The sequence below is a fragment of the Bacteroides sp. HMSC067B03 genome (assembly GCF_001811315.1).
Taxonomy (GTDB): domain Bacteria; phylum Bacteroidota; class Bacteroidia; order Bacteroidales; family Bacteroidaceae; genus Bacteroides; species Bacteroides faecis.
In genome coordinates, this window is sequence record NZ_KV804283.1 from 34,335 (window position 1) to 46,216 (window position 11,882).

At 48.1% G+C, this 11,882-nt stretch carries 12 protein-coding genes and 1 pseudogene; 3 read left to right on the plus strand and 10 right to left on the minus strand.

Going from position 1 to position 11,882, the window contains the following annotated elements; translation table 11 throughout:
- Positions 1-12: 12 nt before the first annotated feature.
- The 4 genes and pseudogenes from HMPREF2794_RS28790 to HMPREF2794_RS03345 form a co-directional block, all read right to left on the minus strand.
- Positions 13-108 (minus strand): smalltalk protein, encoded by a 96-nt coding sequence (locus HMPREF2794_RS28790; protein ID WP_022302478.1) that lies wholly within the window; start codon positions 106-108, stop codon positions 13-15.
- 43 nt (positions 109-151) lie between these two features.
- The gene (locus HMPREF2794_RS03335) at positions 152-604 is read right to left on the minus strand and encodes an N-acetylmuramoyl-L-alanine amidase (RefSeq protein ID WP_022302477.1); all 453 of its coding nucleotides are present in this window, start codon (positions 602-604) and stop codon (positions 152-154) included.
- A 39-nt stretch (positions 605-643) separates the two neighbouring features.
- Complete coding sequence (locus tag HMPREF2794_RS03340; protein ID WP_010539170.1) at positions 644-1,129, minus strand: HU family DNA-binding protein; 486 nt, start codon at positions 1,127-1,129, stop codon at positions 644-646.
- 319 nt (positions 1,130-1,448) lie between these two features.
- Positions 1,449-1,906 (minus strand): annotated as a pseudogene (locus HMPREF2794_RS03345) (DUF1016 N-terminal domain-containing protein); the annotation flags it as partial.
- A 225-nt stretch (positions 1,907-2,131) separates the two neighbouring features.
- Here HMPREF2794_RS03345 and HMPREF2794_RS03350 point away from each other — a divergent pair.
- Entirely contained in the window at positions 2,132-2,368 is a 237-nt protein-coding gene (locus HMPREF2794_RS03350) for a DUF4248 domain-containing protein (protein ID WP_010539168.1), read from the plus strand.
- 322 nt (positions 2,369-2,690) lie between these two features.
- On the opposite strand, the gene HMPREF2794_RS03360 is transcribed toward HMPREF2794_RS03350, so the two are convergent.
- A complete protein-coding gene (locus tag HMPREF2794_RS03360; RefSeq protein WP_010539166.1) occupies positions 2,691-5,138 on the minus strand; it encodes a DUF3987 domain-containing protein in 2,448 nt (815 codons plus the stop codon).
- Positions 5,139-5,317: 179 nt separating this feature from the next.
- On the minus strand, positions 5,318-6,019 hold the full coding sequence (gene rpiA, locus HMPREF2794_RS03365; protein ID WP_010539165.1) for a ribose 5-phosphate isomerase A: 702 nt from the start codon (positions 6,017-6,019) through the stop codon (positions 5,318-5,320).
- Positions 6,020-6,220: 201 nt separating this feature from the next.
- Between rpiA and HMPREF2794_RS03370 the strand changes: the two genes are divergently transcribed.
- Together HMPREF2794_RS03370 and HMPREF2794_RS03375 are read left to right on the plus strand one after the other, a co-directional pair.
- Positions 6,221-6,658 carry a hypothetical protein gene (locus tag HMPREF2794_RS03370; RefSeq protein WP_029425687.1) on the plus strand — a complete coding sequence of 146 codons (438 nt, stop codon included), beginning with the start codon at positions 6,221-6,223 and terminating at the stop codon, positions 6,656-6,658.
- 7 nt (positions 6,659-6,665) lie between these two features.
- Positions 6,666-6,884 (plus strand): helix-turn-helix transcriptional regulator, encoded by a 219-nt coding sequence (locus tag HMPREF2794_RS03375; RefSeq protein WP_010539163.1) that lies wholly within the window; start codon positions 6,666-6,668, stop codon positions 6,882-6,884.
- A gap of 1 nt (position 6,885) precedes the next feature.
- Here HMPREF2794_RS03375 and HMPREF2794_RS03380 read toward each other — a convergent pair whose 3' ends face one another.
- From HMPREF2794_RS03380 to HMPREF2794_RS03395, 4 genes are read right to left on the minus strand one after another with little or no spacing between them, the layout of a single operon-like run.
- A complete protein-coding gene (locus HMPREF2794_RS03380) occupies positions 6,886-7,536 on the minus strand; it encodes a PAQR family membrane homeostasis protein TrhA (RefSeq protein ID WP_010539162.1) in 651 nt (216 codons plus the stop codon).
- Positions 7,537-7,582: 46 nt separating this feature from the next.
- Positions 7,583-7,915, minus strand: a complete 333-nt coding sequence (locus tag HMPREF2794_RS03385) for a hypothetical protein (protein ID WP_010539161.1) — start codon at positions 7,913-7,915, stop codon at positions 7,583-7,585.
- Positions 7,916-7,922: 7 nt separating this feature from the next.
- Positions 7,923-9,830, minus strand: coding sequence for a transglutaminase domain-containing protein (locus HMPREF2794_RS03390; protein ID WP_010539160.1), 1,908 nt, complete (start codon positions 9,828-9,830; stop codon positions 7,923-7,925).
- A gap of 7 nt (positions 9,831-9,837) precedes the next feature.
- On the minus strand, positions 9,838-11,853 hold the full coding sequence (locus HMPREF2794_RS03395; RefSeq protein WP_055269875.1) for a DUF3857 domain-containing protein: 2,016 nt from the start codon (positions 11,851-11,853) through the stop codon (positions 9,838-9,840).
- Positions 11,854-11,882: the final 29 nt, after the last annotated feature.

Genomic DNA, 11,882 nt, shown 5'->3' on the forward strand with positions numbered 1-11,882 from the left:
AAGGCTACTATTTTACAGATTCATCGCATTAGCGCCCAATACGCCCGCTACAGCCGAAGCTACTGCGATGACTACTTTGAGAATCATATCCCAAAGAGATTTTTTCATTGCCATAATTTTATACACCTCCTTTCCGAATGCTTTTAAATGGTTAGTTACTTCCCGAAAACTCTCTTTTTACTTCAAAGCAAGGGCATGCCTTGATCCACTCTTCCGGTTCAATCTCCCCGTCTCCGTTCAGGTCCGGACTGAGATCCCGGTGTCCGCACACCCGGCAGGCGGGGAAGCGTTGCTTCAGTTGGTTCACCAGCAGGCGGAGGGAGGCGCGTTGTTCCGGTGTCCGTGTGTCTGCCGGGCGTCCCCGGCAGTCCAGACCGCCTTCATAGCAGATTCCGATACTCGACGCATTGAATCCCTTCACGTGTGCCCCGATGCGTTCGATGGGACGGGTAAGAAGTGTCGTGCCGTCTTTGCGGATATAGTAGTGGTATCCTGTTCCGTTGAATCCCCGTCGCCGGTGCAGCGTCTCCAGGTCAAAGGCCGTCAGTGTCCGGTCCACCCGCGTTGCAGAGCAGTGGATCACGATTAAATCGATCTTTCTCATGATTTGGTGGAATTTGTAAATACCTGATTGACGGTTGCCTTATACCGTCGGGTCCGGAGCTTCTTCGTCGCCGTCGTCCGGGTCCGGCTTGGGCTTGGGGTTTTCCGGATCGGTCTTGTCTCCTTCGCTGCTTTCCGGTTTGTACTTGCTGAAGTCCAGCGTTTTCAGTGCGTCTTTAATCTCCTTTCCGGGGCGGAAGCGGACACGGGCGCCTTTGATCAACCCTTCTTTCACATCCTTCTGGACGAGTACACCGTTGCTGCGCAAGGTGACATAAAATGAACCGATGTTCCCCAGTCGGACGATCTCTCCTTTCTTGAAACTGTCGATCATCTCCGTGTGCAGTGCACGCAGCACACACACTACGTCTGCCCAGTTCACGGTACTCGAACGCTGGATGCGTTCCGCCATTTCGTCTATATCAATCTCACCGCTCGACTTGGCGAGAGCGTAATACAGGTCCGGTTTGTCTTTTTCCATCATGTTCTTGCGGAGCACGCTGGTGAATGAAAATACTTTTGCCATAATCTTTTTCTTGTTTTAAGTTTTTTGAATCATTGAAAAATAAAATGTTGGGGTCACAAGTGGTTCCTTGCTTGTGACATGACAAAAGTACGGTAGTGGGGATGGGCGATGTCTGTATTTGTCCGTTGATGTCCGCAGATGTCTTTTTTTATCCGGAAATGTCCGTGGATGTCTGTTCTTGTAGTGGTTTGAGGACGGGATTAAAAAGAAAGTCCCTGATGCGAGCTGAATAATACTGTTCAGTTCACATCAGGGAATTGGAACGATTCGTTCCTGATTGGGGTTCAGGACTATGTTATGCTATATCTTATTCTGATACTTCGATATGTTTGATAAGGCCCAGTTCAATATCTCTTTCGTCGTACTCTTCGGTGAACGTCAGCATATCAAAAATATAGGGATCTTTTAATGTCTCTTTTACTTGCTTGGCTTGTATTTCGGGAAGAGTGGCGGCGAAGTTACTGGTCAATGCTCCGTGAGAATGATAATAGTCCTGCTTGATTGCCTCGATAAGGAAATCCCGGCTCCAACCGTTTTTCAGACATTGGATCATGTACCAGTAGCGGGCTTTTATATCTTTCACTTTTTGCATAAGTGCTACATTGTTTCCCCAACCTATTTGTTTTTGACTCTCGGTTAGTAATTTGCCAATATCCCAATACATTGAAAGCATTTCTTCATTGGCTGTGTAAATTGCCTTTTTTGTGCAAGTAGTACTCTTGCTTTTACTTGTCTGAGTAGATATGCATAGTTGAATGCATCGTTTTGATTTTCCATTTTGATTTCGTCTGTTCCGCTAAAGATACTGCTTATTATTGGTTAATCGCTCCCCCTGTTCGAATTATTTTCTTTGCTTGTCTGTATTTGTCCGCAGATGTCCGCAGATATCTTTTTTTATCCGGAAATGTCTGTATTTACCCCAATAAAACACGCTTATTATTTTACAAATTGAACTTTTATTAGTACCTTTATACCATTGAATAATGCTAATAGAACAAGATTATGGAAGAATTACTTGAAGAGAAAAAGTTTGAAATGAGAGCTTATGACAAGGCAGAGCTGGCTCTGCTCTATTGTCCGGGCCGTTCGGAAGAAACGGCACTTAAAACAATGATGAGATGGATCAGGCAATGTGAGCCGTTGATGGAAGCGTTGGACGCTATCGGATATAACTGCCGGCGGCACCGCTTCCTGCGTCGGGAAGTGGAGCAGATTGTCCGTCACTTGGGAGAACCTTGAAAAGAGGGAACGAAGTACCTTCCCCTACTGCCGTACATACGTTTTTTTCCAGTTTTCAGTATATCATTCAGCAGGTTGTTGTACTTCTCTTTCTCTCTTCTTGTACTTGTCCGGTCCATTTCTTGTACATCACAGGCTCCGTTTCAGTACTTCTTTTCCCTCATTCCAGTACTTGTTCCTCTCCATTCTGGTACTTGTTTCCCTTCTCTCTTGTACCGGTTTCTGTTCCGTTTCTGCGGACCTCTTCTCTTGTGATGTATCTATTTTATACCAATTTATCAGCTCTTTGAGGCTACTGCCACTGACAACTGACACTTAACGCCTATTTGTCTGTGAATTCTTTTATTCTGATATATCTATCTTCTTGTTTATCAATGTATTTTAATTCTAAGAGACTCTTTAGATACCTACAAGTGCTTCTTTCACTAATACCTTTTGTCAGTGCTTTCTCTTTGATCTCTTTGTAAGTAAAAGTCGTTGGAAGACTTTCTACGACCGTCCGGATTCGGAAGTAAGATTTCAAAGGTTTTGATTTCACCTCATCTCCCGGCAGTGAAGAGGAGACGAGCAGGCTGTGATTGAGGGTGGTTTGCACGATCTGCATAGCTGCATGGAAATCTTCGTCCGTGCAGATGTACTCCTTCATGCGCATGGCACCTTCATATTTGCGCAGGGCAGTGAAGATAGAGGCTATGCGTGCCACCATCAGTGCACCACGGAGGACGATAGAGCCCGGTGCATCTGCCTGCTCACTGGCTACTTCGTTGAGCAGGCGGTCGAAGTAGGTGGTATGTTCCTCCCATTGGCTGTCGGTCAGCGTGACTTCCGTAGGCGACTGCTGAAAGAAGTAGTACATCTCCAGTACTTGCAGACTAAATTCTTTGTAGAGAGTGACATAGTCTTTTTTCCCCTTGATGGGGGCTGCCGAACGATATTTCCATCGTGCCCCACAGGTGTAGATGGTGAAACGGGGGAAAAGTCCGTTCTCCATAGAGTGCATGAAGTTGGGTAGTTGGTTGGGCGTGCCGGACAGGCAGAGTGCCAGGCGCGGCACTTCAACAAAGATGAGCTCACCGTCTACCTTGTAGTCTGTGGCTGCCGATTCATGATGGTATGCGGCACGGAATACGTCATCGTGCTTGCCGTAATCCTGTTTGATGGCACCGGAGATCATGTCCAGTTCGGTAGCGTTGATAATGAGTCCGAGGTCACCATTATTTTTCAGCCGTCGGATGATTTGGTTTTTGGAGGTGCTGGGAGCACCGCATAAGTGGTAATATTCCGGTGCTTCGGGCTTCGGGCCGGGAGTGGATGCTCCTGCGGTCTGCGTCCCCTTCTTGAAGCATTGATTGCTTCGTTCCCATTCCATGAGCTCCCGTTCGTAGGTATCCTTTTTCCGTTTGTTTTCTCCTTTCAGATAGTTTTCAATCTCTCGCGGAAGCATACCTGCCAATGTGAGAAGCCCTTTGCCGGTGGCGGAAGGAGCGATGATCAGGATGTAGAGATGAGGGCTGTAAAAGCGCTGGTCGAAATTGATGCGGACAAGAGGGAGGCAGCCGCTTAAGTTGGCAATCAATCCTAGAAGCAGCATATCACGTTCGCGTTGTGTTCGTGCCGGTATCAAGGCTGCTTTCAGAAAATCGGGGAGGTTGGCGTATACTTCGTCCGGAATGCAGGGGGTGGAACCTCGTAATTCTTCATTTTTTATGGACAATTCTTCTTCTTTTCCCTGGTCGTTTTCCACAGAAACAGGCATAAAGGTGTCAGTTGTCAGTACTGTCAGTGAACGGGGAGTCTCTTGGGGAATGTAAGACAGGTCAACGTATTGATATCCAGCTGATAAGTCTTTTTGCAGCTCTTGCAGCGTATAGCCGTTTCCCACGATTTCTACTGACATAACAGATGTTAATTTTTCAACCTCCTCTTTCGAAAATCCCTTACGTCGTGCGCTTCTTCCCATTGCCAGCATGGATTCGTGGCGATTGCCTTTTTGCCAAGGATGGTACTGGGCGAAGTGGCGGACGAAAGCTTCGATGTATCCGCAGGCTTCGGTAGGGGGAGGGATAGGAGAGGCTTTTCCGTTGTTATTATCCTTGTTGTTGCCATGGTTGCCGCTGCCGTAATTGTTTTTAGTTTGGAGCAGATGGGCCAGCGAAGGATTGGCGGCAAGTTCTTCACGCCACGGGTAGGGTTCGGGGGCAGGGTTGTAGTAAGCGTCGGTATCCCACACACAAGAGCAGGGCTGGGTGATGCGGGCGCATTGTCCGTCGCACGGGTGTCCGGCGATTTGTTCCAGTGTCTGCCGGCAGATAGCGTAGGCGAGGGGATACTCTTCCGGGGTACGGGCGTCGAGAAATACGATGACTTTGAGCCCTCTGCCGGAGATGCTGGTCTGTGTGTAAGGCACGTAGGGGAGAGCACGGAAAAGGGCTTTGACGGCAGATGTCCGTTCGTTCAGGTGGTCGAGGTCGTACATGGCTAGTCCGCTCATTTTTTCCAGATTGGCTGCGGCATGACTGCAATGCGGGCGGCAGATGCCCTCGATGATGACGACAGGCATGGCGCCTTTTACCATTTTGGCTTCATTGCTGCGGTCGGGACGGTCTTGCAGTTTCCGGTAGCATTCGGTTTGTGCCTTCCAGAGTGAGCTGATGGTTTGCAGGTAAAGGTTGTGTAGGGTGACGATGGTTGATTCTTTGCTCCAGGTGTTTCTAAAAAAAGAAAAATGAAATTGTAAATTTTTGCTTTGCAGTGAGTTTTGTCTTTCCATACTACTTTTTTTGTTTTTATTGATAAATCGATAGTATGAGATAAAGAAGGGAGGATAGTGCTTTCACTATTTACAGAATGCAGAATAGTCGGTTCTTTAAGTCGGCTGCAAAGATAGACCGGTTGTAAAGAAGCTTAAAGTGTTAAAAATAGCGTTTCTTTCGCGCTCTTTCTTTTATATTATCCGGCTACAACTACTTCTATGTCGTAATTGATGAAAAGTCCGCTTTCAATAACGCCCGTGATTGTTTTCAGCTGTTCTTCCAGTGAAGCGTCAATATAACGGAAATAGGTGTCGAGGATGAAGTTTCCGTTTTCTGTCAAAATAGGTCCGTCTTTACCATGGGCCGGTCGTAATGAAATTTTGGAGGCTCCCAGACGGTACAGTTCTTTTTCGACGTATGGCAGTGCATTCGGAAACACTTCCACCGGTATGGGGAATTTGCTGCCCAGCAGGTTGACAAGTTTGCTGGGATCGACGATGATAAAGGTTTTGCCGCTGCTCCTGATCAGCAGCTTTTCTTTGAACATGGCTCCGCCACGCCCTTTTATCAGATTGTGGTCGGGGTCCACTTCGTCTGCCCCGTCAAATGTCCAGTCGGGACGTTTGTTCCAGAGGGTGGTTTGAGGGATGCCCAGTTGGATGCAAGTCATGGAGATTTCCTGGGAGGCGGGGACCACTTCCAGAGGCAGGTGCTCTTCGTGAATCCGCTTGGCCAGTTCGAACAAAGTGAGGTAGACGGTGGAGCCGGAGCCGGCTCCTATTATGTCGCCAGCTTTGGCTGTGGCGGCAATCTCGCGTGCCACACGTTGTTTGGCTTCTCTGTTGGTAATTTCATTCGACCATTGCAGGTCTTTTATCAGTTGGTTTTCCCATTTCATTGTTCTTGCATTTTTAGAGTCTCCTTATATATATAACGACTGGAAGGGTAGGTTTGGTTCAATGAAAACGGGAGAATAAAAAAATAGATGGATGATTGCTTGGAATATAGTTTTTAATAACTATTTTTGTAACCTAAGGGTTTCTTTTTGGAACCTATGGGTGAAACTTGAAGATAAGAGTATGGACTAAATTCTATGGTTATGGAAAATTTTACGATTGAAAAGATGGAGATTAAAAGGTTTAATGCTCTATTGGTGCGGACTATTGCATCGACGTTGCTTTTGGGATGGATAGCATGGTGGATTTATTGTATAGATAACAATGAAAGTACGTGGGGCATGAGTTATTTTAATGCTTTTGTATTGTTGATATATGCGGCTGTCGCATGGAAGACATCCGCTACACTTGAAAAGATCAAGAATGATAAGAGGCTGGCAGAGGCATTGGATGGTGAAATCTATTCGGTGTATAATTACAAATCTTTGGCTACGGGATTTTATGCAGCTTTGATAGCTGGAGTCATAGTCTTTACTTTTGGAGATTGTTTGAATCTTTCGGTACATATTGCTTCTCTGATTATCATTTTCATAGCCGGATTATCTTCGCAAATAAGAAAATTGATTCTTTATAAACCATAAGTTTAAGATGGAAAATAAAGAACTACTGAATAAAATAAAGGTGTACAGGGCGATGAAGAACATCAGTCAGGAAGAGCTGGCTGTAGCTATTGGAGTGACCCGTAAGACAATAAATACGGTAGAGACAGGAAAGTTCATCCCCTCTACGGTTCTTGCGCTGAAGATAGCACGTTATTTCGGAGTTCCGGTGGAGGAGATTTTCGTGTTGAATGACGACCTGCTGTAACTTACAATATCAACCAGATCGCTATCATATGTCCGATGCTTCCTCCCAGACAGAACAGATGGAAGGTGGCATGCATGTACGGTTTGCGCAGCGAATAAAACACCGCCCCGATGATATACGAAGCTCCCCCGCCTATCAGCCACCAGAAGGCCGGGGCGGCTCCCATCTCTGTTAAGTTATCCATCAGAGGTTTCATGGCCACCAGAATGCTGGCTCCCATGGCTACGTAGCAAACCGTTTCCAGATTACTGTGTTCTTTCAGTTTCTTGAAACTCAGTATGAAGCCGACGATAGCCGACAGCCAGACAAAAGAGAAAATGCCCCAGCCCCAACCTCCGGCATGCCTCATGACAAGCAGTGTGAACGGCGTATACGTTCCCGCAATGTGCAGGTAGATCGCCCCGTGATCGAATTTGCGAAGCAGCTCTTTCAATCTGCCCGGGTGATTGCCGTGATACCATGTGGAACTGACATAAGAAGAAAGCATGCCAAACAGATAAACGGATACACAAGCCACCGCCCAGTCCGGTTCGGTGCTGGCCGCCGCTTTCGAGAGCAAGAAATACCCGGCTATGACTCCAAGCAGAATACCTGCCCCGTGACTGAGCGTGTTTGCCCATTCTTCGACGTTATTATATCTTTTATTTTCCAATGTCTTCTTTCGACTTTTGTTATGTTAGAGCCGCAAAGGTACACTTTTATTTTTTCTTGAAAGCCAGACTGATTTTCTTTTTAATAGGTTGTATTTTCTTTTTATACCAACTTTCCTTTGCTGAAGGAACAGCCGGTTTATCTTCGGCATTGGATGATTCTATCAAAAACTTTCTCATCTGTTCTTCCGGTGGATAGATCCATACAAAATCAGTATCTTTGTACTCAGGATAATCATCCATAAAAAAGCCCCAGTCTTCAGTGTCAAAGTTATAGTAACCAAGATTGGTTATTCCGCGTTTATCGCAGGTTAGTACCGTGAGAGAAAATTCTTCTTTACCGTCCCGTGCAGGGAGGTCTGTTTTTTTGTGTATTTTCATTTTTCCTTTAATTTGGTTTTTTCTTTAGTATGATTTTCCCGTTATATTGCTCTGCTACTTGTTTCCGGAAGTCGAGGAAGGCCGCATATTCTTCGGGAGCATAAATCCCTTTGCGCATAAACAGGTTGTGGACAATCCATATCTCGTTATCATTCACTCGAACCGAAGAATGGAAATTGCCGAATTTGCTTTTCAGGTCAGCCGGTCGCGGAAGCCCTTCAATGGTATATCCTTCGGGAAGCTGAATGCGGATGCTGTCGGCATCCGAGTAACCGAAATTGACGTGGATGGGGTGGGTGCGCTTTGTGATATGCGGTACGCTGAACCCTTTGCGAAATACATTGGCGGGGATAAACAGGCGGTTTCCCGTCTTGTTTCCGTACTGGTTGCTGCTTGCCGTATAGTCGAATGTGATAGACGGATTTGCCTCTTTGCATTCGCTGATGTGCAGGCGCAGGATATCGGCCTGCGAAAGGTTGATGTCCGAGCGGATACGGTCTTTCTGCTTGTTGGGTTCCAGGTAGACTATCCCCGCTTCGTTTTCGTATTGGAATAGCCGGGATACTTCTTGAACTTCGATCTTCGCTTCTGCGGTGGGCGAGAGTGAAATCCGTGCGGTGATCTGTTGCGTATTCAGCGAGTCGGGATAGGCGGGCAAGCGGTATATGCTGCCCCCGGTGGGCTGGATGAGCAGGGCGTCGTGTCCGGCAATGTCCTGATGGACATAGCCGAAAGGAAGCTGCGGATTCGTGCATTCCAGCCAAAGTGTATCTTGCGGGAGAGGCACTTGCAGAATGACGTGGTTCATCTGGTTGGCACTGGAGAAGTCGGGCAGCAGCCGTTCGTTGGTGGTGCTGATTACCGTATAGGTGGACGGGATGCCCAGCTCGTTCAGCATGGCACGGGCGTAGTTGGAAAGTCCCTTGCAGTCGCCGAATCCGGTGCGGCAGACGTCGGTGGCGGTAATGGGCTGCAATCCTCCGATACCCAGTTGGATGCTGACGTAGCGGGTGGTCTTTGCCAGATAATCGTAGACGGCTTTCACTTTTTCGCGGTCGGTTGTGCAGTTTGCTGTCAGTTCGTGCAGCTTGCTTTTGAACGGTTCGGTGAGCAGGTCGCGGTCTTTGAGAAGGCTGTACTGCCACTCTCCGTACTTTTGCCATGTGCTCATGTCGCCCTGCTTCTTGTCGAAACTGAAAGCGGAAGGGGCGAAATATACGCGCGGGAATAGTTCGGCAAAGCTGGGTCCGAACGGTTCGCTCACGATAGGCGGCAACTGGGCGGCGGACACTTCCAGAATCTGCTGTCCTTCGGGACCGGTGGATTCCTTCACTTGGATATTTTTCCCGTCAGTGTTCAGTGTCCGGTATCTGCATTGCTGTCCGGCAGGCAGTTCGATGCGGTAGGAAGCCTTCTCTACTCCCTGGCTGAAATCCATTTGCGGCATGAAGGTAGAATAACCTATCAGTCCGTTATTGCATTTCACTTCCCACACATATTTCACGGTGAAAGGGAAGGAGGGATAGTTGCATTCGTAATAGTAAAGATAATCGTCCGTGGTGAGCGAGGAACTGTATTCGCTTTTCACCAGTTCCGATTTTTTGATCTTCCGCACGCTTTCTCCCGAAGCGTTGATAAGCTCTCCGGAGAACTTCTGCAACGAACGGAACATATCGCAGCTGCAGAAGAAATGTGCCGCATCGAGTCCCTTCTTATTAAGGATGGTGACGGTGCGGGTTTCTCTCTCGACGGACTGGGTCATCGACTTGCAGATCACTTCCGTCCGCGCGTCTACGATGAGGGAGTTGGAATTGGAGGCTATGTCCTGGGCACGGACAGGCAGGAGGCAAAAGCAGAGCCAAGTGCAGAGCAGTCCGTATAGTTTGGTTCGCGAATAATGGGTCATCAGCTTCATGTTATTATCATTGTTTCTTAAGCACTATCAATTCGTTATTCTTCTCGGCGACGTTTTCCCAGAACATTTTGACCGTTGGGTATTCGGTAGCGAGATGGAGTAACTTGTTGGCAATGAATGTATATGTCACGTTGATTGTGTTCCCCGACTGGCTGATGTTGTACCGGACGATGTCTTGTCCGTCTTCCGTTTTGAGATTGAGCGGTTTGGGAAGTTCTTCTACCGCATAGCCTTCCGGGATGGTCAGCATCGTTGCCTGCAGGATATGTTCGGTATATGGCATTTCGAGCGGCAACTGCCTCTCTGTCTGAATGAACGGACACTTGCTGACGTGCAGGAAAATCATGGGATTGACATAGATAAGGTCGTCATTCACCGTCGCCTGTTTTTCAAAATCGAGGAATTCCGTTATTCTGGGCGAGAAGACGTTCAGTTCTCTGGTCTCGAACTTTTTGACTTTGATGTTTTCTTCCGTTTCCAGCTGATTGATATATTCCGTGCTGTCTTTTGCTGCGTAATAACGTCTGCGGAGGTTGGCTGCATACTGCCCCATATACACTGCGTTGCGGTCGCCCGTGATCTGTCCGTCCGGATGAATCTGCGCTCTGACGGTGGCGCGTATCTGGTTTTTGCCGAGTTTGCTTAGGTTCATCCATCTGCCTCCGGCTGTTTCGCTGATGAGGCGTGCGCGGTTTACCATCAGTACGGGCGGCAGGGTATTCATGTAGCCGTTGATCACCGAGCCGTCGAGGAATACCAGTGTGCTGTCCGTATCGGCGATGCCGACAATGAAGGTGTTCAGCTTTTGTATCGAAGGATAGCTGTAAGGGAGGATGCCCCTGTCTTTGCGGCTCATCACTGCCGGATAGCAGGGAATCTGCGCGTCACGCAGCATGCTCATCAGGATGAAATTGATGTCTGCGTTGCTGCCTGTCCCGTTCTTGACCGCTTTTTTCACTTCGTTGCCGTATAGCCCGTATTGGCCGTTCCACGATATTTTCTGTTTGAGGAAGGTGTAGATGGCAGCGATCCGGTTCTGACGGTCGGGCAGTTGGTCCAGTGACAGCGAAGCCATCTCGTCCCGGTAAGGGTTGCGCATCTTGAGCATGGCGCCGAAGTCTTCGTCCTGTAGCAGCATTTGGTCGATCTCCTCCCAGGTGTGGGTGAAAGACCGGTAGAACGATCCCGGAAAGTCCACTCCCCGGAGTTCGAAATATACGCTGCTCATATAGTCGTTGGCACACCACACATAGTTGTCCGGACGCAGGGCGGGGAGGTGTTCTCCGGTGAATATCATGTGGCGGCCGTTGCAGCTGAGCATTTCTGTCTGTCCGCCCGGGAGGCTGAGGAGAAACGTAAGAGAAGAGGTTTCGTCTTTGGACGCCATCGGGTGAGGGCCCCGCATGTCGAGGTTGAACTTGAAATATTCCGGTATGGTGATGTCATATTGGGTGAAGATCACCGGGATGTCTCTTTGCGCCTCCCACAGGTTGATGCTGTAGTAGAGGTCGGAACTCAGCTGGTATTTGTATTCGAATACGGTTCCTTCCCTGACGGCAGGTATCGAGAATTTGAGCTGCATGTATTGTTTGTTGATGCGTTCCGTGAAGACCAGGTCGCGCTTCATCTTGGTGCGTACCATCTCTCCGCCTTCCATATTGTAGGCCGAAGCGTCAAGTTGGCTGATGCTTTCTTTCAGTGTGATGACGGCATTGCTTTCGTTGGAGTAGTAGGGAATCCGGATGTCGGCATAGGACGCTCCTTCGGATTTAAGTACTTTGATTTTGACCTCATAGTTGTAGAGGATGCGGAAATTGTTGGCTAACAGGTCATAGCGGACTTCGCACTTCGAATAGAGCACGACCGCTGTCGCGGAGGTGTCCGGCGCGTAGGTGGTCATGGCGAGTTCTTCTTCCGAAGGTTTGCCGTATTTCATGCTGGGCTTGAAACTGTCTGTCGCTGTCTGCTGGGCGAACCCTTGGCACCCTAGCAGTAAAAGAATCCAAATCAGTGCTGTTTTCATCGTCATTCAGTTGTTTGTGGTGAAGAAAA

What these genes read in the sequence shown, in the direction of transcription:
- rpiA (WP_010539165.1), bottom strand. Translation starts at nt 6,019, where the DNA reads ATGAAATGGGAAAACCAACTGATAAAAGACCTGCAATGGTCGAATGAA.
- HMPREF2794_RS28790 (WP_022302478.1), bottom strand. Translation starts at nt 108, where the DNA reads ATGAAAAAATCTCTTTGGGATATGATTCTCAAAGTAGTCATCGCAGTA.
- HMPREF2794_RS03385 (WP_010539161.1), bottom strand. Translation starts at nt 7,915, where the DNA reads ATGAAAATACACAAAAAAACAGACCTCCCTGCACGGGACGGTAAAGAA.
- HMPREF2794_RS03370 (WP_029425687.1), top strand. Translation starts at nt 6,221, where the DNA reads ATGGAAAATTTTACGATTGAAAAGATGGAGATTAAAAGGTTTAATGCT.
- HMPREF2794_RS03390 (WP_010539160.1), bottom strand. Translation starts at nt 9,830, where the DNA reads ATGAAGCTGATGACCCATTATTCGCGAACCAAACTATACGGACTGCTC.
- HMPREF2794_RS03350 (WP_010539168.1), top strand. Translation starts at nt 2,132, where the DNA reads ATGGAAGAATTACTTGAAGAGAAAAAGTTTGAAATGAGAGCTTATGAC.
- HMPREF2794_RS03375 (WP_010539163.1), top strand. Translation starts at nt 6,666, where the DNA reads ATGGAAAATAAAGAACTACTGAATAAAATAAAGGTGTACAGGGCGATG.
- HMPREF2794_RS03335 (WP_022302477.1), bottom strand. Translation starts at nt 604, where the DNA reads ATGAGAAAGATCGATTTAATCGTGATCCACTGCTCTGCAACGCGGGTG.
- HMPREF2794_RS03340 (WP_010539170.1), bottom strand. Translation starts at nt 1,129, where the DNA reads ATGGCAAAAGTATTTTCATTCACCAGCGTGCTCCGCAAGAACATGATG.
- HMPREF2794_RS03360 (WP_010539166.1), bottom strand. Translation starts at nt 5,138, where the DNA reads ATGGAAAGACAAAACTCACTGCAAAGCAAAAATTTACAATTTCATTTT.
- HMPREF2794_RS03395 (WP_055269875.1), bottom strand. Translation starts at nt 11,853, where the DNA reads ATGAAAACAGCACTGATTTGGATTCTTTTACTGCTAGGGTGCCAAGGG.